Annotated in this window: 10 protein-coding genes; 3 read left to right on the top strand and 7 right to left on the bottom strand. The window is 69.9% G+C overall.

The genetic code is table 11. The features are described from left to right. Window positions 1–2 precede the first annotated feature (2 nt). Window positions 3–728 (bottom strand): VIT1/CCC1 transporter family protein, encoded by a 726-nt coding sequence (locus ACXJJ3_RS41215; RefSeq protein WP_458167506.1) that lies wholly within the window; start codon window positions 726–728, stop codon window positions 3–5. Window positions 729–828: 100 nt separating this feature from the next. Here ACXJJ3_RS41215 and ACXJJ3_RS41210 point away from each other — a divergent pair, with 100 nt between their 5' ends. Together ACXJJ3_RS41210 and ACXJJ3_RS41205 are read left to right on the top strand one after the other, a co-directional pair. Then, the gene (locus tag ACXJJ3_RS41210; RefSeq protein WP_458167505.1) at window positions 829–1,590 is read left to right on the top strand and encodes a dihydrofolate reductase family protein; all 762 of its coding nucleotides are present in this window, start codon (window positions 829–831) and stop codon (window positions 1,588–1,590) included. Window positions 1,591–1,669: 79 nt separating this feature from the next. Continuing rightward, window positions 1,670–3,550 carry a CASTOR/POLLUX-related putative ion channel gene (locus ACXJJ3_RS41205; protein ID WP_458167503.1) on the top strand — a complete coding sequence of 627 codons (1,881 nt, stop codon included), beginning with the start codon at window positions 1,670–1,672 and terminating at the stop codon, window positions 3,548–3,550. 222 nt (window positions 3,551–3,772) lie between these two features. On the opposite strand, the gene ACXJJ3_RS41200 is transcribed toward ACXJJ3_RS41205, so the two are convergent. Then, a complete protein-coding gene (locus tag ACXJJ3_RS41200; RefSeq protein WP_458167502.1) occupies window positions 3,773–5,731 on the bottom strand; it encodes a beta-galactosidase in 1,959 nt (652 codons plus the stop codon). Next, window positions 5,728–6,582, bottom strand: a complete 855-nt coding sequence (locus tag ACXJJ3_RS41195; protein WP_458167500.1) for an AraC family transcriptional regulator — start codon at window positions 6,580–6,582, stop codon at window positions 5,728–5,730. Before ACXJJ3_RS41195 ends, ACXJJ3_RS41200 begins: the two co-directional genes overlap by 4 nt. An 85-nt stretch (window positions 6,583–6,667) precedes the next feature. Between ACXJJ3_RS41195 and ACXJJ3_RS41190 the strand changes: the two genes are divergently transcribed. Next, window positions 6,668–7,483 carry a phytanoyl-CoA dioxygenase family protein gene (locus ACXJJ3_RS41190; RefSeq protein WP_458167499.1) on the top strand — a complete coding sequence of 272 codons (816 nt, stop codon included), beginning with the start codon at window positions 6,668–6,670 and terminating at the stop codon, window positions 7,481–7,483. A 2-nt stretch (window positions 7,484–7,485) separates the two neighbouring features. On the opposite strand, the gene ACXJJ3_RS41185 is transcribed toward ACXJJ3_RS41190, so the two are convergent. The 4 genes from ACXJJ3_RS41185 to ACXJJ3_RS41170 form a co-directional block, all read right to left on the bottom strand. Continuing rightward, window positions 7,486–8,979, bottom strand: a complete 1,494-nt coding sequence (locus ACXJJ3_RS41185) for a CehA/McbA family metallohydrolase (RefSeq protein WP_458167498.1) — start codon at window positions 8,977–8,979, stop codon at window positions 7,486–7,488. A gap of 109 nt (window positions 8,980–9,088) precedes the next feature. Then, window positions 9,089–12,982 carry an RICIN domain-containing protein gene (locus tag ACXJJ3_RS41180; RefSeq protein ID WP_458167496.1) on the bottom strand — a complete coding sequence of 1,298 codons (3,894 nt, stop codon included), beginning with the start codon at window positions 12,980–12,982 and terminating at the stop codon, window positions 9,089–9,091. Then, entirely contained in the window at window positions 12,975–19,202 is a 6,228-nt protein-coding gene (locus tag ACXJJ3_RS41175) for an RHS repeat-associated core domain-containing protein (protein WP_458167495.1), read from the bottom strand. The genes ACXJJ3_RS41180 and ACXJJ3_RS41175 overlap by 8 nt, the downstream gene beginning before the upstream one ends. Window positions 19,203–19,268: 66 nt before the next feature. Beyond that, window positions 19,269–22,700 carry an indolepyruvate ferredoxin oxidoreductase family protein gene (locus ACXJJ3_RS41170; protein ID WP_458167493.1) on the bottom strand — a complete coding sequence of 1,144 codons (3,432 nt, stop codon included), beginning with the start codon at window positions 22,698–22,700 and terminating at the stop codon, window positions 19,269–19,271. Between the last annotated feature and the right edge of the window lie 64 nt (window positions 22,701–22,764).

The raw sequence follows: 22,764 nt of genomic DNA, 5'->3' as shown, positions 1-22,764 counted from the left end.
GCTCAGAAGCCGGTCGAGCCGACGAGCTGGCCGACGCCGAAGGTGACCGCCATCGCGAGCGCGCCGCCGATGACCAGCCGGCTCACGGCGGGCAGCCGGCGGGCGTCGCCCAGGTGTGCGCTCACGGCTCCGGTCCCGGCCAGCGCCAGCAGGACGACGACGAACGTGATCGGCACCCGGATGCCCGGTCCCGGGAGCAGGATCGCGATCAGCGGCAGCAGCGCGCCGACCGTGAACGCGAGCGCGGACGCACCCGCCGCGTGCCACGGGTTGCTGAGCTCGTCGGGGCTGATCCCGAGCTCCGCCTCGGCGTGCGCGACCAGCGGATCCTGCTCGGTGAGCTCGGCCGCGACCAGCTTCGCCGTCTCCGGGCGGAGCCCCTTGGCGACGTAGATCGCGGTCAGCTCGGCCAGTTCGTCCTCGGGCGAGGCGGCCAGCTCGGCGCGTTCCTTCGCGAGCAGCGCCCGCTCGGTGTCGCGCTGGCTGCTCACCGAGACGTACTCCCCGAGCGCCATCGACACCGCCCCGGCGACCAGACCGGCGATGCCGGCGGTCAGAATCGCGGTCGCCGAGGTGGTCGCGCCCGCCACGCCGACGACCAGGCCGGCCGTCGACACGATGCCGTCGTTGGCGCCCAGCACGCCGGCGCGCAGCCAGTTCAGTCGTCCGGCCAGCCCTCCGCGGTGCGGTTCACCGGGATGTGCGGGCACCTCGTCCAAGCCAGTCACGTCCTTCAGCGTGCCTTGGACGACGACCCTCCGTCCAGTACGCCCGGTTTGTGTCGGTACCACTTGATAGACGTGGACGCCCACGATCAGGGAGGCGATGATGACTCAGCGGCCGCGTGTGGTGGTCAGTGTCGGGGCGAGTGTGGACGGGAAGGTCGCGTTGGCGCGGGATGCGTTGCTGATGCGGCGGCCGAGTTCGGAGTTGTGGTCGGCGCTGCGGCCGCCGGCGGCGGAGAAGGTCGACATCCTGGAGATGGTCCGGACGCGGTTCGGGTGCAGCGCGATCCTCGAAGGGAGCGGGAGCCTGATCCCGGAGGACGAGACACCGGGCGAGCTTCCGGCGTACGACGGGGACGTCGCCGAGTTGTACGAGCACTTCCTGCCGCCGGAGATCACCGCGCAGGTGTCGCCGCCGCACATGTGGTTCACCACGGTGGACAGTCGCGGGCGGGTGCGCTGGACCGAGAAGCACGAGAACTGGGACGTGCTCGTCCTGGTCTCCCGCTCGACGCCGGCCGACTATCTCGCGTACCTGCGCCGGGAACGGATCTGCTATCTCGTTACCGGTGACGAGCGGGTCGACCTGCCCGCGGCGATCGAGGCGATGGGCACCGAGCTGGGCATCACGTACCTCCTGTCGACGGCAGGCGGCGGCCTGAACGGCGCGTTGCTCCGCGCGGACCTGATCGACGAGCTCTACCTGACCGTCTACCCGGCGCTGGTCGGCGGCCTCGGGACCCCGTCCGTCACCGACGGACCACCGCTCCCGATCGGGCAACCTGCCACCCAGCTGAAGCTCCTCTCGACCCACACGGACACGGCCGGCACCGTCCACCTGCACTACGCGGTGCCTCGCGGCTGACTGCAGCGCTGTTAGCGTTCTGCCGGTGATTCGGTGGGCGGTGGGCCTGGCCGGGCGCGGTGAAGACGGAGGTGCGGTAGTGCCCGCGAGGCGGCTCAAGTGGCGCAATCGGCTGCGGTACTGGTTCGACGGCACGATGGACCGCGGGACCTCCGCACTGATCGGCTGGCTCGGGCTGGCCTCGGTCGCGTTGATCGCGGTGGTGACGATTCTCGTGGTACTGCTCACCAACGAGGACACCGAGGCGAGCGGCGGCTGGGGCGGCGTGGCGTGGATGAGCCTGCTGCGGACGCTGGACCCGGGCACGATGGGCGGCGACACCGGAAAGCCGGTCTTCCTCGGGCTGATGCTGACCGTCACGATCGGCGGCATCTTCATCGTCAGCTCGCTGATCGGTGTGCTGACCACCGGCCTGGAGAACCGGATCAGCGAACTGCGCAAGGGCCGGTCGCGGCTGATCGAGTCCGGGCACACGATCGTGCTCGGCTGGTCCGACCAGGTGTTCACGGTGATCGGCGAGCTCGCGACCGCGAACCTCGGGCAGCGCAAACCGTGCGTCGTCGTACTCGCGGACCGGGACAAGGTCGAGATGGAGGAGCAGATCCGCGCGGTCGTCCCGCTGGCCGGGCGGATCCGGGTGATCTGCCGGTCCGGCAGTCCGCTGAAGCCGTCCGACCTGGAGCTGGTCAGCCCGGACACCGCGCGGTCGATCCTGGTGCTGCCGCCGACCGGCGCGGACGCCGACATCGACGTGATCAAGACGTTGCTGCTGCTCAACAACCGCTCCTGGCCGGCGACCCGTCCGCATGTCGTGGCGGCCGTCCTCGACTCCGACAACGTCGCCGCCGCGCGGCTCGCGGCCGGTGACGACGCGCTGCTGGTCGATGCCGACGACATCATGGTCCGGCTGGTCGTGCAGTCGCACCGGCAGGCCGGGCTGTCCGCGGTGTGCACCGACCTCCTGGACTTCGCGGGCAGCGAGTTCTACCTGAAGGCGGAGCCGACGCTCGTCGGTTCGACCTACGGCGAGACCCTCAACCGGTACGCGCTCGGCGTACCGATCGGGGTCTGTACGAACGACGGGCGGGTGATGGTGAACCCGGGCATGGACACGGTGATCGGCAACGGCGACCAGCTGATCGTGCTGGCCGAGGACGACCTGCTGATCAAGCTGGACGACAAGCCGCCGGCCGTGGTCGACGCGGCGATCGCGACGCCGTCCGAACACGAGCCGCAGCCGAACCGCACGCTGCTGATCGGCTGGAACAACCGCGCGACCAAGATCATCGACCTGCTCGACCGCTTCGTCGAACCGCGCTCGTCGCTCGACATCGCCGCGCCGGTCGAGCCGCCGGGCGTGACCAAGACCAAGCGGACGAACCTCAAGGTCCGCTACCGCCAATGCGAACCGACGACCAGGTCCGCGCTGGAAGCCCTCGACCTCGGCAGCTACCAGCACGTCGTGGTGCTCGCCGACGACGGTGTCAATCCCGACCACGCCGACAACCGCACGCTGCTCACGTTGCTGCATCTGCGTGACATCGAGGTCCAGCTCGGCGACCCGTACTCGATCGTCACCGAGATGTACGACGACAACAACCGCCGGGTCGCTCAGGTGACGAAGGCCGACGACTTCATCGTGAGCAGCAAACTCGTCAGCCTGCTGCTCACCCAGCTCGCCGAGAACCGGCACCTGCACGCGGTGTTCGCGGACCTCTTCGACCCCGAGGGCTCCGAGATCTACCTGAAGCCCGCGCAGGACTACCTCGTCCCCGGCGCCGAGGCGAACTTCGCAACGGTCATCGAAGCGGCCCGCCGGCAGGGCGAGATCGCGATCGGCTACCGACTCAAACGGAACAGCGACCGCGCGCCGGGGTACGGCGTCGTCCTCAACCCGGTCCGCTCGGCGCCTTTGACACTCGGGACCGGCGACAGCGTCATCGTGGTATCCGAGGACTAGCGTCCCGCTCATCGGAAACTTTTGGCCGAATAGCAGCAACTTTGTTCCGCAATACGCCGGTCCCGTAGCGGGCGTGCCGGGGGTGCCGGGGGGATGTGAAACTGGACAGGAGGTGCGGGTTTGGCGGGCGAGTTGTGGGGAAAGTGCGCTTTTACGACCATTTCCCGCGAGTTGACGGGCTAGTTGCCTCCGGCTACTGGTTCTGGGGGACCCGCGCTTGGTTCAGGAGTTGGGCGGCTGAAGGCGGATCACCTTCGCATCGTAGGGCTGTAGCTGGGTGGGGCCGGAGCACGGGGTCCTGGTGAGTAGGTCGACGCCGGTCGGCAGTACGTGGTCGACCGGTGTGGGCTGGTGGTTGAGGACGATCTGGTAGCGGTGCCGGTCGCCGTGGCGTTCGACGACCTCGACCATCGGCGGTGCCGGGTGGCCTTCGACGCCGGCCTGGCGGCAGACCTGGTCGAGGACCCGGCCGGCGAGTTGGTCCGACAGAGTCGAGCCGACGTACGTCGCGGTGCCGGCGCCGTACGTGTTCGCCGTCACCACGGGCGTACCCGCCCACGGGCCGTCGGTGTAGCGGGACAGGACGGTCGCGCCTTCGGGGACGATGACGTCCTGCCACAGCACGGCGGACCCGTCGTCGACTCGTACTTCGACGCCGGCCGGGAGCGGGTTGACCTCCTCCACCCGGAGCCCGAGCACCTCGCGGAGCGGGCCGGGCGCTCCCCCGACGTGGACGGCGGCGGCGGTGTCGATCGTGCCGGTGCCGTACGACGCGAGCAGGTGGCCGCCGTCGGCGACGTACTGCACCAGTGCAGGGTTCACGTCCAGGGCGAAGGCGGCCGGTAGCAGCACGAGCCGGTACGCCGACAGGTCGTCCGTGGGGCGGACGAGGTCGACGCCGATGTTGCGGTGCCAGAGCTGCCGGTAGTAACGCAGTACCTGGTCCGCGTACGTGACGTGTTCGGAGTGCCGCGGGGATTCGTCGAGGGTCGCCCAGGACGTCCAGTCCCAGACCACGGCGGCCTCGGCGTTCACCGTCGTACCGGCCAGCTCGGCCAGCCGGTCGAGTTCATTGCCGAGGGCACTGACCTCGCGGAAGATCCGGCTGTCCGGTCCGCTGTGCGGGAGCATCGCCGAATGGAACCGCTCGGCGCCGCGCCGGGACGCGCGCCACTGGAAGAACATCACTGCGTCGGCACCGCGCGCGACGGCCTGCAGCGACGCGAGCCGCAGATGCCCCGGGTCGCGCGCGGAGTTCACCGAACGCCAGCCGACGGCCGACGTCGCCGACTCCATCAGCAGCCACGGCTGCCCGCCACGAAGGGAACGCATCCGGTCGTAGTCGAGCGCGACGTCGACCGACCCGGTCGGACTGTGTGGGTCCGGATAGGCGTCGAGGGCAACGACGTCCTCGGCGGCCGCCCAGGTCCAGTGGTCGATGGTCTTGTGCATGGTCATGAAGTTCGTCGTCACCGGGACCGATGGCGTACGCCGGCGGAGGGCGTCCCGCTCGTTCGCGAAGCACGCGAGCGTCGCGTCGGACACGAACCGGCGCCAGTCGAGCAGCCGCGCCGGGTTCAGCAGCGTGATCGACGGACGCGGGGGCTCCAGCTCCGCCCAGTCGGCGTACGTCTGCCCCCAGACCGCGGTGCCCCAGGTCTCGTTCAGCGCGTCGATCGACCCGTACCGCTGCCGCAGCCAGTCCCGGAAGCCGGCGGCCGACACGTCGCAGTAGCACTCCGCGTTGTACTCGTTGTTGACGTGCCACAGCGCCAACGCCGGATGATCGGCGTACCGCTCGGCGAGTGCGTCGGCGATCGCCGCGCTGCGCTCGCGGTAGACGGGCGAGGACGGGCAGAAGTGCGCGCGCGAGCCGAACGTCCGCCGCTGCCCGTTGCGGTCGACCGACAGCGTCTCCGGGTACCGCCGCGCCATCCAGGCGGGCGGCGCCGCGCTCGGTGTCGCGAGGCAGACCTTGATCCCGCCGGCGTGGAGCAGCTCGAGGACGCGGTCGAGCCAGCCGAACTCGTACTGTCCCTCGACCGGTTCGAGCTTCGCCCAGGAGAAGACGCCGACCGTGACCATCGTGACGCCGGCCGCGCGCATCAGGTCGACGTCCTCGACCCAGGTCGCCTCGTCCCACTGCTCCGGGTTGTAGTCACCACCGAAATGAATGCTCATCGGCGGCTGAGCGTAGCCGACGGGTGCGCCGCCCGGTACTGCGTCGGGCGCATCGACTTGAGTTCGCGGAAGCGGCGATTGAAGTTCGCGAGGTTCCGGAATCCGCTACGGGCGGCGACATCCGTGACCGGCAGTGCGGTCGTGGTGAGGAGTCGGCTGGCGGTCTCGACCCGCAACTGGTTCACGTAGTCGGTGAGCGTACAGCCGAGCGCGCGGCGGAAGAACCGGCTGAACGAGGTCGGCGTGAGATGGACCAGCGCCGCGACCTCGTCCAGGTGCACCGGCTCGGTGTGCGTCTCCTGCAGGTACCGGCAGACGACGTCGACCCGGTCGCGGACGACCGTGCTCGGCGCGGCGGCGTACCCGGCTCCGGTGACAGGTGTCGGGGTCGGCCCGTTGGCCAGGCGGGACAGTACGTCGAGCAGCCGTACCGTCTGGTCGGCCGGTACGAGCTGCGGGAGGCGGGCCACGTCGGACTGCAACTCCGCCGCGACGGTCCCGAAGTACAGCCCGCGCGACGAGCCGCTCAGCAGCTGCCGGATCGCGCCGAACTGCGGAAGGTCGAAGAAGTCCGGCCCGAGGAAGTCGTGCCGGAACTGCGTGACCGCCGCCTCGGACGGCTGCGACGACGCGTACGTGTGCGGCAGGTCAGGCCCGAGCAGCACCAAATCCCCCGGCTCGTAGCGCTCGACGGTGGTACCCACATATCTCGTCCCGGACCCGGCCGTGATCAGCGTCAGCTCGTACTCGCGATGGAAGTGCCAGGCGAAGTCGTACGAGTCCTCGCAGCGCACGAAGCTGACGAACGTCGACCCGTCGGTCACCCCCGGCCGTTCGTAGCGCGGCTTCATGCACGCATTCTAGAAGGACAACCGAGTACCGGAACTGGTCATCAGCGACGTAGCGCCGACGGCCAGGACTTGGAATCGTTGAGGTATGACGACCGAGCTGGATACGCCGTACGAGAAGCTGCCCCCGACCGCCACCGCCGACTTCACCCGCGACGGGTTCGTCCACCTCTCCGGCGTGCTGAGCGCCGAGACGATCGCCGAGTACGAGCCGACGATCACCAGCGAAGTGATCCGGCTGAACACCCAACACCTGCCGCTGGCCGAACGCGACACCTACGGCAAGGCCTTCCTGCAGGTGATGAACCTGTGGCGGGAGAACGAGAAGGTCAAAGAGCTCGTGTACTCGCGGCGCCTCGCCGGCATCGCCGCGCAGCTCCTCGGCGTGCACTCGGTCCGGCTGTACCACGACCAGGCGCTCTACAAGGAGCCGAGCGGCGGTCTCACGCCCTGGCACGCCGACCAGTACTACTGGCCGCTCTCGTCCGACCGGTGCGTGACGATCTGGCTGCCGCTCCAGGAGACCCCGCTCGAGATGGGGCCCCTCGCGTTCGCGCGCGGCAGCCACAACTTCGCCTTCGGCCGCGACCTCGCGATCTCCGACGAGTCCGAGGAACGGCTCAAGGAGGCTGTCGCCGAGCAGGATTTCGAGGACGTCGTCGAGCCGTTCGCCCTCGGTGACGCCAGCTTCCACCGCGGCTGGACCTTCCACCACGCCGGCCCGAACCGCGGCACCGTGCCGCGCCGGGTGATGACCGTGATCTACATCGACGCCGACGTCCGGATCACCGAGCCCACCAACGAGTTCCAGCGCAACGACATCGCCAGTTGGATGCCCGGCGCACAGATCGGGCAGGTTCCGCGGACTCCGCTGAACCCCGTCCTGTACGCCGGGACCGCCTGAGCTCAGCCGCGCCCGAGGAAGATCGGGTTGGTGAGCGCGGCCATCGGGCCGAACGTCAGCGCCGGGTCCATCGAGGTGTGACCGGGCGTGCCGTCGGCGAGCGGGTGCCGGACCTCGGCGCGGACGAACGCGGCGCTGAGCGGCGTGGTCAGCCAGGTGACCGTACCGGCGCCCGTACCGTCGAGGCTGCTCTGCAGCATCTGCCCCTCGTCGGTCAGGATCCGCACTGTGCCGTTCGGTACGCCGCCGACCTTGGCCGTCACGGTGATCTGCTCACTCGGCTGCGCCGCCAGCCGCTCGCCGATCCCCGCCTTCCGGCCGTACGCCGAGGTCGCGGTGAACTCGAGCGACACCTTCGAGGACTCGGCGATCCACGACCGTCCCGCCTTCAGCCCGGCGAGTACCGCGTCCTTCGACAGGTCGTCGGCGAGCACCACGTTGTGCGGCAGGCCGATGACGTTGCCCGGGTTGTGGGCGTCACTGTTGCCCATCGCGGGCAGCCACGGCTTCTTCTCGCGGACCGCGGCGGCCAGCAGGTTCGCCCACGTCGAGACCGCCGCGTCGTCGTCCCAGCCCCACGGGCCGGTCCACACCTCGGTGGCGTCGAGGCCTTCGAAGCCGAACTTCCACTCGCTCGCGATCCACGGGCAGTACAGGTGCGCCGACACGCACAGCCCGCCGGCATTGTGGACCTGCTGCTGGATCCGGTCGAACACGCCGTCGCGGGCCCGGAACCGCCAGTCCACCCATTGCCCCGGCTTGGTCCCGAGCGCCAGCCAGTGCCCGTTGCGCGTCGTGACCTCCTCGCCGGTGACGATCAGCAGGTCGTCCCCCGCGAGCGGACCCCACGCGCCGTGCGAGGCGCTCGTGTTGTGGTCCGTCGACACGATGAAGTCCAGCCCGGCCGCGCGCGCACCGGCGGCCACGTCCGCGGGCTGGTTGCGGCCGTCGGAGTACACGGTGTGCAGGTGGCAGTCGCCGCGGTACCAGTCGCGGCCCCGGCCCTTCGCACGGTTCGGCGGGTACGCCGGGACGTACGCCGTACCGGGATCGCCGTACGTCAGCGTGACCTCGACGTGGTAGTCCAGGCCCTGCGGCGCGACCTGGTACGGGCCGAGCACGATGTGCCAGGTGCCCGGCATCACGTCACCGGCCAGGTAGCCCGGGGTCGCCTCGGTCCGGCTGATGCTGAACTCGGTCCGGAAGCCACCGGACCAGCCGCGGAACCCGTGCCCGTTGAAGTCGAAGCCGCGGGCGTCGAAGATCCCGATGTCGCAGGAGTTCCCCGGCGTACCCGACGGCACCGGCGGCTTGGAGTAGCTGTAGCTCACCGAGATCTGCTGCACACCTCGCGGCACGTTGACCGGCAGGTACACGAAGTCCGTCGGCCCTGGAGCGATGTGGCCCTCGACCACCTGGCTCTTCGAGCCGGTCGCCGCAGCCGCGAAGCTGATCGGCGCCAACGCGACGATCGTCCCCGCACCGGCTGCGGTCAACAGACCCCTCCTGGTGATGGCGGTAATTGCGGCGTCAGTCATGTCGGAAACCAAACACTCCACGGCGTCTTCCAGGCAACGGCAACATGACCGCAGCCCGAACGGGCTCTCAGTTCATCGGCGTCAGTTTCCAGCGCTGGCACGGGCCGTTCCAGTACGGCCAGGTGATGACGTCGGCCCCGGCCGCGCTGCTGCAGCCCGCGACGTCCATCGAGCGACCGGACGTGTTCTGCAGGATGCTCCACGACCCGTCCACGGCCGGCTCGATCCGCCAGGACTGGCACTCGCCGGCGTCGGTCGGTGAGATCGGCAGGACCGGCGACCCGTTGCTGCCGGGACAGCCCTGGACGTCGACGTTCTTCTGCGAGTTCGGGTCGTAGATCTGGTAGACGTCGTCTCCCTTCGGGACGATCTGCCAGCGCTGGCACGGGCTGCCCGCGACCCAGTCCCACATCCGGATCTCGGTACTGGTCGGGACCGTGCCACAGTCCTTGATGTCCAGCACCTTCCCGCCGTTCGCCGAGGCCAGCTGGTACCGGCCGCTCAGCGTCTGCCCGGTGAACACCGGCCGCAGGATCCACTGCTGGTCGGCCTCCGCCGTACACGTCCGCTGCACGACCGCGACCGCGTTGTCGAGCGAGCTCCCGCGGACCCCCGCACACTTCCCGCTGTGCGCGAACCGCAACCGCACGACCGTGTCGTAGCTGCTCCCTTCCAGGTACTCGACCGTCATCTGCTGGTTGCCCGTCCCGGCACACGGCCATTGCAGCAGCGGTACGTCGTCGTCCAGCCGCATCGAGTCGACGTCGACGCAGCGCGGCTTGCCGTCGAGCTTCGCGCCGTTCGCGTGCACCGTGTGGATCTCGAACTGCTCGGTCCCGGCGATCTGCACGAGCCGGAACCGTTGCTGGATGTTCCCGTTGCAGTCGTACTGCTGGATCGGCGCCGCGTCCGTCTGGCTGGCTCCCGGTACGTCGAGGCACTTGCTGCTGTGCCGCGCGATCAGCTCGTACGCCCGGTTGTCGATGTCGAACCGCGGACCTGCCGTCGCGCCGACTGACGTCTCCCGCCAGCCCGACACCGGCGCCGCGAACGACGTACCGGTCGACGTCAGCGTCGACACGTCCCGGCCGCCGCCGTCGAGCGCGGCGACCAGCGCGACGTCGTCCTTCCCGTCGCCGGTGTAGTCGCCCGCGCTGAGCGCCTCCTTCGCCGGGTCGAGCGCGCCGCGGTACCACTGCGACTCGGTCAGCGACGTACCGCTGGAGACGAAGGTCCGCAGCGCGAGGTCCGACGGACCGTACTCGTACATCGCGACGAGGTCGTCCTTGCCGTCACCGTTGACGTCGGCAACGACCGGCTTACTCTTCTCCCAGCAGTACGACGTGCCGTCGTACAGCGTGACCGGTGTCGCGGCGAACGACGTACCGGCGGACTTCCGGACCGTGACCTGGGTATGGCAGCTGCCCAGGTTGGTCATGTCGACGAGGTCGGCCCGGCCGTCGCCGTCGATGTCCGCGAGCAGCGGCGCGCTCCGCGACCAGTCCCCCGTCGCCGTGACCCACTCCACCGGCGTCCCGAGGTTGCCGCCGGGGAACAGCAGCACCCGCCACGTCCCGTTGCCGTTGTCGAGCTGGACGGCGACGTCGTCCTTGCCGTCGCCGTTCACGTCGCCGGACACGATCCGCGCCCGGCTCAACGGCCAGCCCGCGGCACCGGAGTACCAGACCGGCGCGGACTGCACGTCGTACCGGTTCCCGTCGGACTTCAGCAGGTACGCCGCGATCCGGCGGCCGGCCTCCTCACGGAACAGAACCAGATCGGCCCGCCCGTCACCGTCGAAGTCGCCCTGGACCGGACGCGTCCGGTACAGCTGGAAGCCGCCGTTCTCGCCCGAGTCCCACGCCAGCGTCCCGGTCTGCACGCCACCGGACTTGGCGAACACGTTCCACACCGTCGTCCGGCCCCAGCCGAGGTCGAGAACCGCGCTGACGTCCGCGCGACCGTCGCCGTTGATGTCGCCGCGGACCTTCGGAACGGCCGCGGGGTTGTCGGAGGCAACGAGGTCGTACGCCTTGGTCACCGCGCTCGCGTTCCCGGCCCGGTCGACGGCCCGCACGTACAGCCGGCGCTGCGGGATCCCCGTCACCGGATCCGGCCAGACCGTCACCGGCAGCTGGGCGGTCCCGTCCGCCGCGGCCTTGATCCGCGACAGCACCTTGTCCTGCTGGAAGCCGTACACGTACTCGGCCACATCGGTGTCACCGGCCGCCGGCCGGAGCGTGACGATGCCCGTGGTCCGTGCCGGTACGCCGGGCTCGCCGTCCGGCGGGTAGTCCGTCGACACCACCTGCGGTACGGCGGGCGGTTGCGCGTCCAGGACGAAGTAGCAGCGCGTGCTCTCCGGACCCCAGTCGCGGCCGTCGTTGCTGGAGGCAACGTAGTAGTACGGGACGCCGGCCGCCAGGGCTCCGGCCGCGAGCTGTGGCCAGGCGAAGGCCGCGCCCGAGGTCGTCGTACTCGACGTCATCTCGGTGGCGACCGCGTTGTTGTCGGCGCGGCGGATCGACAGCTTGGTGGTGAGGTTGTCGTTGTCCGGATCGGTCGCCACCGCCGCGAACGTCGGCGGCACCAGTCCGCTGACCGCGACCGGCGCGGACGCCGTACCGCACTGTTGCGGCCGCGAGAAGTTCACCTTGACCGGCGCGCGCGGTGCGTTGTTGTAGCTGACCACGAGCGCGGCGGACTCCGGGTGGAACTTCTTCCACTGGTACTGGTTGTTCTCGTCCGGCGCCCGCAGGCCGAAGGTGCCGGTCGTGCCGCGCGCGTCCGCGATTCCCTGCATCATCTGGCGGACCAGATCGCTTGTGAACCGCATGCCCATGTCCGGCTGACCGCCGCCGGTCCAGGCGTTCCCGCTGACCTGCGCGAGCTCGCCGATCCAGTGGCCGCCCGAGTTGTTCCAGGTCAGCGGCTGGTTGCCGTCGATCGTCCGGGTCTGCCACAACGCGGCCGGCGTCGGCGAACCCGACGGCGAGTGGTCCAGGACGATGTCGAACGCCGCCGAGATGATCCGCGAGCCGGCCAGCGCCGACGTATCGAACTGGAAGAAGGAGCGGTACCGCACGGCCTTGTCCCAGGACAGCCCGACCTTCGCTCCTTCGGCGCGGTCGTAGTTCCAGTACGACTGGTCCGGCGACATCTGGTTGACGTGCGTCCACAACTGGTTGCCGATCGTCCACGACGGGTCGACGTACACCGGGAACTGCGTGTCCGGCGCGTCGAGGAAGGCACGGGAAGGTACGACGCTGAGTCCGGCGCCGGTGTGTTTGGTCGGCATCGTCGTGTGATGCGACGCGCTGTCCCACATCACGGCGGTGTCGGCGGCGAAGACCGTCCTGTTCTTGTTGTCGACGGCAACCGTCGAGCCGTCCGGCTTCGCCCGCACCGTGACACCCGAGGTCTTGAGGCCGAAGTCCATCGTGGTCAGCCGTTGTGCGGCGGCTCGGTCCTTGACGACCAGCGCCTGCGCGAACCCGTCCGCCTCGGCCCGGATCCGCAGATCCATCCCCGGCGAGACCTCCGGGTACGTCGCGGTCGCGCCGTCCACCACCGGCGCCGGCAACACCCGCGGCCACGTCAACCCGATCCGCCCACCGCCGCCGGGTTCGGCGAGGGTGCCGAGGTTGCGGTCGCCGCCTCCGGACAGGACCAGCCCGGTGACGGTCGCGCCGGGGCGTAGCGTCCCGTCCGGCTGCCGGTGCAACGCGGTGTCGACCGGCACCCACGACGAGCCTCGCCGTACCCGCACCGGCGCCGGATGCGCCACCAACGTGTGCGCGCCGGACGGCTCGACGTACACCTCCGTGCTCTCGGTCCGGAGGCCGGTCAGCTCGACGCGCTGCGCCGGGGCCGCCTGGGTCGCCTCGGGTGGTTGCGTGATCAGGGTTCCGACGGCGAGGAGCACGGCCAGGCTCCCCGCCACCACGCCCCGGCTAGCCACCGAGACTCCCGAACCACTTGGCCACCGCGACCAGGCCGCCGATCAGCCCGCCGGTCAGGACCATCTTCCATCCGAGCCCCGACCCGGACGACTCGAAGTTGTTGGCGTCGTAAGGACTGCGCATCTTCATCGTCCCATCGGGGTAACGGAGCGGATCCTGCAGTGGGTCACCGACCCTGGCCTCCCACTGCTCGCGCGGCGGGTTGCCGCCGGTCTGGCGGCTCGCCTGCTCGTTCATCGCGCGGTCCTGGTCGTACTTCTGCTGCCGCTGCCAGTCCTGCTCGAGCTTCCTCTGCTCGCGCACCCGTTCGGAGGCGCCGCCGCGGTTCGGCTTCTCGGGTTTGTTGCCGGGCCGGCCGCCCTTCGGGCCGGTGCCCGGTTTCGGCGTCTGCGGTTTCGGTGGCGACGGTTTGGTCGGTTTGGGTTTCGGCGGCTTCTTGACCTCGGGTTTGCGGATCGGTTTCCGGACCTTTTCGGCGATCTTCTTGACGATCCACTTGATCTTCTGGACCACCTTGATCACGAACTGCACGATCCGTTGCTCGATCAGCTTGTAGACGGTCCGGAGCTGTTCGACCCAGCGGGTCACCTGATGGGTGATCTTCTCCCAGAGCCACTTGAGGAAGCTCCAGACCTTCTCGACCACCCACTCGATCACCTGGACCAGGATCTTCACGATCTCGATCAGCAGCACGAGGACGATCACCAGGACCACCGCGACGAACACCACCGTGATCACCGCCGGCACCAGGACCACGGCGACCCGGCCGTCGGAGTCGTCGAAGGTGACCGGGTTGTTGTTCGCGTACTGGTACCCGTTCAGCTGCGCCGGTTCCTCCGGATCGATCTCCGGGTCCACCGAGATGAACCGCCCGGTGGACGGGTCGTACTCGCGGGCCCCGAGATGCACCAGCCCGAGATCCGGGTCCGCCGTACCGGAGTGGAAGTCGCGTTGCCCCGGCCAGTCCGCCGGCGCGGTCCCGCGGGTCTCGCCGTACGGCGTGGTGCGGCGGCGCTGCACCGTCTGGTTGCCGGCGTCGACGGCGGTCGTCGGGGTGCCCTGCAGGTCGGTCAGCAACCAGCTGAGCTTCCCGTTCGTCCGGACCGCGACGACGTCGTCGCCGAACATGTAGTACCTGGTCCCGTGCAGTTTGCCGTCGGTGCCGAGCAGGACCTGCGTCTCGCCGAAGTACAGCGTCGTCCCGCTGGAGTCCTTGCGGAGCATCCGGTTGCCTTCGCCGTCGTACACGTACGACGACCCCTTGCTGGTGCCGGCGAGTTTGCCGTCATCGGTCCAGTTCAGTGCCTCGGTGGTGCCGTTCTGGGTCCGGGACGCGAGGTTCCCGGTCGCGTCGTAGCCGAACGTCTTCGTCGTCGTCCCGGCCGGGCCGGTGGTGCGGACGCTCTTCAGCGCGTTCGGCAGCGAGCCGACGCCGTATGTGTAGGTGCTGGTCGTGGTGTCGCCGGTCGGCGTAACCTTCTTCTCGGAGAGCCGGTTGCCGAGCTTGTCGAACGTCCAGCTCTGCCAGTACGGCGCGGGTCCGCCGAGACCGGACGCGGTCGGGGTCGCGCTGCAGTCGCCCGACGACGGCGTCCACGCCTGGGTCAGCCGGCGCAGGTAGTCGTAGTTGAAGCACTGCGTGTCGGTCGCTTCGCCGCTGGACGCGGACGGGGTGTCGGTGATCTGTGTGACGTTCCCGGCCGGATCGTAGTTGTACTGCGTGTCCGAGATCCGGCGCGGTGTCGTCTCCCGGTCGGTCACCACCCGGCTGACCCGTCGCGTGCCGTACTCGTACTCGAACCGCTGCTGCACCCACCGGCCGGACGTGTCGCCGAGCGTCAGCGTGTCGGTCTCCTCGAACGGCGTGTAGGTGCTGCTCCGTACGTACGTCCCGAGCTCGCTGCTCATCGACGTCGGCATGCTCTGGTCGTTGTAGTTCACCGACAACGTCTCGCCCGCCAGATCACCCGCCGCGGGCAGCGACCGGGTCGCCAGCTTGCCGTCCTCGGTGTAGGTCTGCGACGACACGTACGTACCGGCCAGCTGACCCTCCGCAGCCGGCAGCGTCACCGACTGCCCGGTCGGTCGGCCGGCGTTGTCGTAGCCGGTGACCGCCGTGGTGTACGGGTTGCCGTTCACGTAGCGGGTGGTGGACGTCGGCTTGCCCTTCGCGAGCGTGTCGTACGTCCAGCTGACCTGCACTGGCCCGGTCGTCGACCCGCTGCGCTGCGCGGTCCGGCGGCCGAGGTCGTCGTACGTGAACGCGGTCGTCACGCCTCGCGCGTCGGTACTGCTCTCCACCTGGTCGAGCGCGTTGAAGGTGTACTTCGTCGTCCCGCGATCCGGATAGGTCTCCGCGGTACGCCGGCCTCGGACGTCGTACTGGAAGCTCGAGACGTTGCCGTTGGCATCGGTGATCGTCTGCAGCTGCCCGAGCGGCGTGTAGGTGTACTTCGTGCTGTCGTACGCGCCGGTCCAGCCGCTCCCCTGGTACGTCCGCAGCTCGACCAGCCGGCCGCGGGCGTCGGTGATCCGGGTCGTCGGCGCCTGGCCCTGCGGCGGCGCGATGCTCTGCCGGTTCGCGGTCGTCTCGTAGCTGGTCCGGTACTTCTCCTGGCCGTCGGTCTTGAAGATCTGCGCCAGCGGCCGGTCGCCGCCGTCCCAGACCGTCACCTCCTGCTTCGGGACCACGGCGTCGTCGACGTACAGGATCTCCGTGCTCGGCGGGGCGTCGTTGTAGAACGCACCGGACACGATGCTCTGCTTGCCGCGGCTGTCGTACCGGTAGTCCGTCACCAGGCGGCCGCCCGCGGGCGTGCCCTCCTGTGTCTGCCGCAGCCGCTGCAGCCCGTCGTACAGCTCGTAGACCACGTCGTAGCGATTGTCGCCGAGCCGCGTCCGGGTGGTGACCGCCGACGAGGCGTCGCCGCGCAGCAGGTACTCGTACTCGACGTCGGCCGGCGTGGTCGCCTTCGAATGGCCCGGCTTCCAGACCTTCGACGTCCGGCCCAGCGGATCGAGCGTGGCCTCGGACCGCAGCCCGTCCGGTCCGGTAGCGGCGATCTTCGCGCCCCACGCCGGGTCGTACTCGTCGCTCGCGACCATCCCGTTCGGCGCCGTGTCGATCACCTTGGTGGTCGGGCCGTACGCCGGTTCGTAGCTGGTCCGGGACGTCTTGTTCAGCGCGTTCGTGATGCTGGTCCGGCGGCCGTACTCGTCGTACGTCGCGGTGAACACGGTCTCGTAGCGCGGGTTGCCGGCGGCATCGAATCCGGCCAGCCGCTCCCCCTTCGTCGGCACGCCCCGCGTCGGTGTCGCCGAGTACGACGTGTTGCCGTCGTAGTAGACCCGCTCGTCGCTCAGCACCTGGTCGTTCGTCCACGTCTTGTCGCACCCGACCGCGACGGTCTGCTCCCGCGTCGGCAGCTCCTGGATCCCGGTGGCCGGGTTGTCGGAGTACTCGTACCGCGTGCAACTGTCGTCGGCCGTGGTCGACCCGTCGTTCGCCAGCTCCTTCCACAGCAGCCGGCCGCGGACGTCGTACTGGTGCCGGTTCACGATCCGCATCGTGCCGCCGTCGACGGGTTGGTACTGCGTGACCGCCTTCTGACCGGTGAGGTACGCGTACCGGGTGCCCCACGGGCGGGACTCGACCGCGGTCGGCTGATCGGACCGCCAGTAGTCGGTGATCGTCTTGTTGACGACGTTCGCGCCGTTGTACGTGATCTGCTCGCGGACCTGGCCGGAGAACTCGTCCTGGTCGTCGACCGAGACCCCTGTGGAGTCGGTGAGCTGGACGGAGCGCGGCGTACCGTCGGCCTTCGGGTCGCCGTTCATGCCGCGGTAGTAGAGCGTGTCGGTGATCGACTGCGCGTCGGTCGTGCCGCCGTTGATCACCCGGACCCGCTGGTAGCCGCGCCACTGGTTCCACGTGTGCGTGGTCGTGTCCTGGAGGCCGTCCTGCTCGTCGAAGTGCCAGGCCGGCGTACCGACGTACTCGACCTTGCTGACGACCGGGACCGGTGCGGCCGGGACCGAGGACGTCGCGCTCCGGTCCACCTCGGAGGCGGCGGTGACGACGTACTTGTGGAACCAGTCCTGCCGTTCACCCTGGTCCGGTGGCGTCCATCGTTGCGGACGGCACCGTTTGTCGTTGTTCGCCGGGTCGGGCAGCGTGGTCGCCGTGCAGTCCTTGTCGGAATAGGTGACCGCGAGATCGCCGCCGGTGCCGTAGTGCACAGCCTGGATCCGGTACCACACCATGCTCGGCAGGTCCGGGTTCGACGGGTCGACGCGGTTGTCCAGGCCGATGCCGTCGAAGTTGGTCTCCGGCATCTGCAGGTCGCCGCCGACCTTGCCGGCCGTCGTCACGCCTTCCAGCCACAGCGACCGCCCAGTGCCGGCGCCGTTCGTGTATGCGTGCCGCAGCGTGAAGGTCTGCACGTCGCTGAAGCCGGATCCGTTCCACACCTGCGTGGTGATCTGGCTGAGCCGCTTCTGGGTCCAGAACGTCGGCGTGTAGTGGTAGTCGCAGTTCGTCGTACTCGCGCAGTTCAGGTCCCACGGCGTGTCCGGGTACGTCGACGGCTGCGACGGACCGCAGTTCGCGCCCTCGCAGCGTTCGGCCGTACTGAACTGCACCTTGCCGACCGGGTCCTGCGTGTAGACCTGGCCGTCCCGCTGGCCGTACTCGATGCTCCGCAGGGTGGTGTCGCGGACGTAGCTGCTGACGCTGGTCGCGGTCAGGTTGCGGGCATAGTTACCGGTCTCCGGGTCGTAGTACAGGCTCATCGTGTTGCCGTGCCGGTCGACGACATAGTCGAGGTTCCAGCGGTACGCCTGCTGGCACCACGAGTCCGCGAAGGCGGCCCGGTTGCACTGCTCGCCGGCGTTGTTGCCGAACACCGGCATGGTCATCGCGGACCGGGTCTCAGGGCGTCCCGTGGTCCAGCCCGGCAGCCGGTTCAGGCCGAAGTAGAACTTCGTGCCCTCCTTGGTGGTGACCCGCCAGTACTCGCCCTTCTCGTTGTCCGCGACGCCGTCGTCGCCGTTCGCCGTGCCCCACAGCTTCTCGACCACAGTGCCGTCGTCGCCGCGCAGGCGCCAGGTTTCCGAGGTGGCGGTCTTCGAGACCAGGAACAGGTCGCCCGCCTTACCGGCCATCGACAGGTTCGCGTTCTCGGTCGCGAAGCACATGTCGCCGGTCTTCCGGGTGCCGTTGTTCCCGCTGTCCTTCGCGCAGCTCTTGAACCGGCGCTCGATCGCGCCACCGCCGCCGATGTCGAAGCCCTGCCCGGCCGCCGACACCTGGTTGTTCGACGACGAGGTCAGGCCGTCCAGCGCGGCCGAGGAGTACTGCAGCGCGACAGCCGGCTGCGGTCCACCGATGCCGGGCGGCGCGTCGATCGGCAGCGACCACTCGAACGCGCCGGCCGGTCCGCCGATGCTCCACTTCGCGGCACCGCCGGACAGGTCGCCCTTCGCGTAGTCGCCGCCACCGCCGGAGTCCGCGGCGGCCAGGGTCAGCGCGGCGTCGGACGGCACCTCGGCCTGCAGGGTGCCGTCACCTTTGTTGCTGGTGGCAAGGGACTTCCCGGACTTGGCGTCGTACAGCCGCAGCCGGTTCGCCCAGCCGCCGCCGTACGTGTCCTCGAACGCCGAGTAGTCCAGCGTCAGCTTCACGGTGCCGGGACCACCGGCGGTACGGCGTACGTCCAGCGGCATCCGGTCGCCGTGCCGGCCGCCGATCGAGACCCGGACCTTCGACGGGCCGCTCGGCGTACCGGTGGACATCCAGGCACGGGCGGCCGCCGTACTCGGCGCGATCCACACCGGCAGGTCACCGGCGCGCTGCTTGGTCTCCTTCGGCTGACCCGACAGGACGGCGTTCCAGCGGCCGAGCGTGGTGCCGCCACCGGGCTGCGGTACGGCGACCTCCGCGGCGGCCGCGGCCGGCCAGGTGGTCTGCGGCGTGTGCGGACGCAGCGCGTCGGCCATCGCCGGATCGCCCGCCTGGGCCGCGGGCTTCGCCTCCACGCCGGGGACGGACTTGTCCCGGCGCAAGGTGATCGTCGGGTCGGGCTTGGTCGCGGCTGCCGCGGTCAAGCCCTGCTGTTGCGCGCCGACCACCAGGGCGAGGCCGAGCACAACGGTGAGCGCGAGGGTGAGTTGGGTACGAGCACGTCGGGACAGCTGACGTCGATCCGATTGGGCGGTCATCGGGTCTCCTCATCAGGGCGGTGCTCCGAGAGTGAGGGAGGAATCGATTGCCCGCGACCATTTCCATCAGAGACGAAGAGTGACGCCCAACTCCCGGAGAGCGACGACGTACCGGTCGATGTTGCGGAGCTTGACCGTCTCGTAGCCGCGGATCAGGTCCGGGAGTTCGGCCAGTTGGACGGCGTGTTCGTACGACGTCGTGTCGAGTGCGGCGGCGAGGTCCGTGACCAGGGTGCGGTAGTGGTCGCGGAGGGCGCGCTCGAGTTTGCGAACGTGGGCGTAGCCGAAGAGGTCGGCCCGGGTGCCGCGGAGGGGCTTCAGGTGGGCCAGGAGGCGGAGGGCTCCGTGGGTGCGTGGGCCGAAGGTGAGCTTCTTCGTCCGGCCGAGGGCGCGGAGGACCGGCGGGTGCAGCTTGAACGAGACCGGGCCGTCCGCCGCGGCCAGGAACTCGGGGTCGGTCAGCAGCCGGGCGACCTCGTACTCGTCCTTGTACGCCATCAGCTTGAACAGATTGCGCGCAACGGCTTCGCTGAACCTGGTCTCAGTGGTCACGGCCCGCTCGGCGGCCGCGACCCGCGTGACGACGTCGACGTACGCGTCGGCCAGTTTCACGTTCTGGTAGCCGACGAGGTCCGTAGCGCGCCGGATGACCAGCCGCAGTACTTCGCCGTCGAGACCGGACGCGGCGACCGAGGCGGGGACCTCGCGGACCGCCGGCGGTACATCGGGTGCGCGGAAGGCCGCGGGGTCGGTGACGGCCGTCCGGCCCCAGCGGAAGGCGGCGATGTTGGCCGCGACCGCGGTGCCGTTGATCTCGATGGCCTCCTCGATCGCGGCGGCCGGCAGCCGCAGCGCGCCGGTCTGGTACGCCGCGCCGACCAGCAGGAAGTTCGCCGCCAGCGTGTTGCCGAAGATCCGCTCGGCCGCTTCGAGCGCGTCGACGTCGAACAGCTCGGCGGTGGCGGTCCGGACGCGGTCCAGCAGGCCGGCCTCGTCGGGGTGCCGGACGGCCGGGTCGTACACCATCGCGCCGGTCGCCGTCCGGCTGGTCGAGACCACGCCGCGGGTTGCCCCAACGTTGCCGTAGGCAAGATTGCGGTCCTCGGCGAGGGTCAGCAGGTCGAAGCCGAGGAAGCAGTCCGCGGACCCGGGGGTGAGCCGGTTCGCGGGTTCCAGCTCGCCTTCGGCGAACCGCAGGTGACCGGTGACCGGCCCGGCCTTCTGGCTCAGCCCGGTCTGGTCGAGCGACTCCACGGCGTACCCGGCCCGCAGCGCGGCGGTCGCGAGTACCTGGTTGACCGTGACGATGCCGGTGCCGCCGATCCCGGTCATGAACACGTTCTGGGTACCGGTAATCCGCTCCTCGGCGCTGCTCGGCACGACCGGCGGCGGCTCCGGGAACGACGCCCGCTTGCGGCTCCCGGCCGTTTCCACGGTCACGAACGACGGGCAGTCGCCGTCGAGACAGCTGTAGTCGGTGTTGCACGAGGTCTGCTCGATCCGGGTCTTCCGCCCGTACTCCGTCTCGACCGGCTGCACCGACAGACAGTTGCTCTTCACGCCGCAGTCGCCGCAGCCCTCGCAGACCGCCTCGTTGATCACGACCCGCTCGGTCCGGACCGGCAGGTTGCCGCGCTTGCGCTGCCGGCGCGCGTCCGCGGCGCAGTGCTGGTCGTAGATCAGCACCGTCACGCCAGGGGTCTCGCGGAGCATGCGCTGCGCCTCGTCGAGGCGGTCGCGGTCCCACAGCAGCGTGCCGGGCGCGAGGTCGCGACGGCGGTGCCTGCTCGGGTCCTCGGCGCAAACCACAATCTTCTCGACGCCCTCGGTCCGCAGCTTCTGAGTCAGCTGCGGCACGGTCAACGCGCCCTCGGCGTCCTGCGCGCCGGTCATCGCGACGACCTCGTTGTAGAGCAGCTTGTACGTGATGTTCACCCCGGCCGCGATACACGCCTGGACGGCGAGCTGCCCGGAGTGGAAGAACGTCCCGTCGCCGACGTTCTGGAAGATGTGCCCGGCGTCGGTGAACCACGCCTGCCCGATCCACTGCGCGCCCTCGCCGCCCATCTGGGTGACGCCGGTGACCGCGCTGTCCTCGCGGTCGGAGATCGTCACCATGGCGTGGCAGCCGATCCCGCCGCCGCCCATCGAGCCCTCGGGCAGCGCCGTCGAGCGGTTGTGCGGGCAGCCGCTGCAGAAGTACGCCGACCGGCTCGTCGACAGCAGCGGGAGCTGCGTCCGCCGCGGGGCGGGCGGGGTGATCGTGACCAGGTCCTGCAACAGCTGCCGGAGCGGGCCGAGCAGGCGACCCGAGGTGAGCTCGCCGTCGGCCGGGATCACCATCCGGCCGGCCGCGTCGCGCTTGCCGACGATCTGCGGGGCGTCCGGCGTACCGTAGAGGATCTCGCGGAGCTGGGTCTCGACGAACGCGGTCTTGTCCTCGACCACCACGATCCGGTCGAGGCCTTCGGCGAACGAGCGAATGGTGCCGGTGGCAACGGGGCTCATGAGGCCGAGGCGGAGTACCCGGATCCCTGCCTGGGCGAGCGCTTCGTCGGTGACACCCAGGTCGGTCATTGCCTGCCGCATCGAGTCGTAACAGCTGCCCGAGGCAACGAAACCGATACGCGCGCCGGCCGGGTCGACGTCCAGCACGTCCAGCACGTTGGCCACGGCGTACGCCCGGACGAGTTCGGTGCGCGGGCCGACCAGATCCGCCTCGGCGCGGACGATCGCGTCCGGCCGGATGATCATCGGACGCTGCTGATAGCGGTACGGCGTACCGTCCCACTCGATCGCGGGCGCCACCGGGCGTACGTCGGCCGCCGCCGCGTCGACCACCCCGGCGCCGTCGGCGACGTCCGCGACGATCTTCAGCGCGACCACGCAGCCGGTCGTCCGGGACAGCTCGATCGCGTGCAGGCCGAGCGTCACGATCTCCGCGGCGTTCCGCGGGAACAGTACGGGGATCCCGAGCGCGGCCAGGGAACGTTCGCTGACCGCGGGTACGGTCGAGGACTTCGACGCCGGGTCGTCGCCGACCAGCAGGACGGCGCCGCCGCGCGGGTGCACGCCGTACATGTTCGCGTGCCGGAGCGCGTCGGTGGCGCGGTCGACCCCGGGGCCCTTGCCGTACCAGAAGCCGGTGACGCCGTCGTGGGTCGCCGTACCGAGTGGGAGGTCGATCTGGCTCCCCCACACCGAGGTGGCGGCGAGCTCCTCGTTCAGGCCGGGGACGAACCGGATGTCGTTCTCCTCCAGGACGTCCGGCATCCCGCCGAGCAGCTTGTCGAGACCGCCCAGCGGGCTGCCCTGGTACCCGGACACGAACGACGCGGTCCGCAGGCCGCGCCGCCGGTCCAGCGCCCGATGTTCGACGAGCAGCCGGGCGATCGCCTGCACGCCGGTGAGCAGCGTCGGCGGCGCCGCGGTCCGGTAACGGTCGTCGAGGTCGTAGGGCGCGGGCGGGGCGACCGGGCGATCGAGCAACTCGGTCATGGGTTCTCCCAGGATCGGCGACGGTTGCCCCGAGCGTGAGGCTTGGTGGGCCGGGTCACAACAC

This window comes from Kribbella sp. WER1 (genome assembly GCF_054189145.1).
Note: the sequence above shows the minus strand (reverse complement) of the source record. Positions and strands in the feature narration are given on the sequence as shown.

What these genes read in the sequence shown, in the direction of transcription:
- ACXJJ3_RS41175 (WP_458167495.1), bottom strand. Translation starts at nt 19,202, where the DNA reads ATGACCGCCCAATCGGATCGACGTCAGCTGTCCCGACGTGCTCGTACC.
- ACXJJ3_RS41195 (WP_458167500.1), bottom strand. Translation starts at nt 6,582, where the DNA reads ATGAAGCCGCGCTACGAACGGCCGGGGGTGACCGACGGGTCGACGTTC.
- ACXJJ3_RS41200 (WP_458167502.1), bottom strand. Translation starts at nt 5,731, where the DNA reads ATGAGCATTCATTTCGGTGGTGACTACAACCCGGAGCAGTGGGACGAG.
- ACXJJ3_RS41190 (WP_458167499.1), top strand. Translation starts at nt 6,668, where the DNA reads ATGACGACCGAGCTGGATACGCCGTACGAGAAGCTGCCCCCGACCGCC.
- ACXJJ3_RS41210 (WP_458167505.1), top strand. Translation starts at nt 829, where the DNA reads ATGACTCAGCGGCCGCGTGTGGTGGTCAGTGTCGGGGCGAGTGTGGAC.
- ACXJJ3_RS41170 (WP_458167493.1), bottom strand. Translation starts at nt 22,700, where the DNA reads ATGACCGAGTTGCTCGATCGCCCGGTCGCCCCGCCCGCGCCCTACGAC.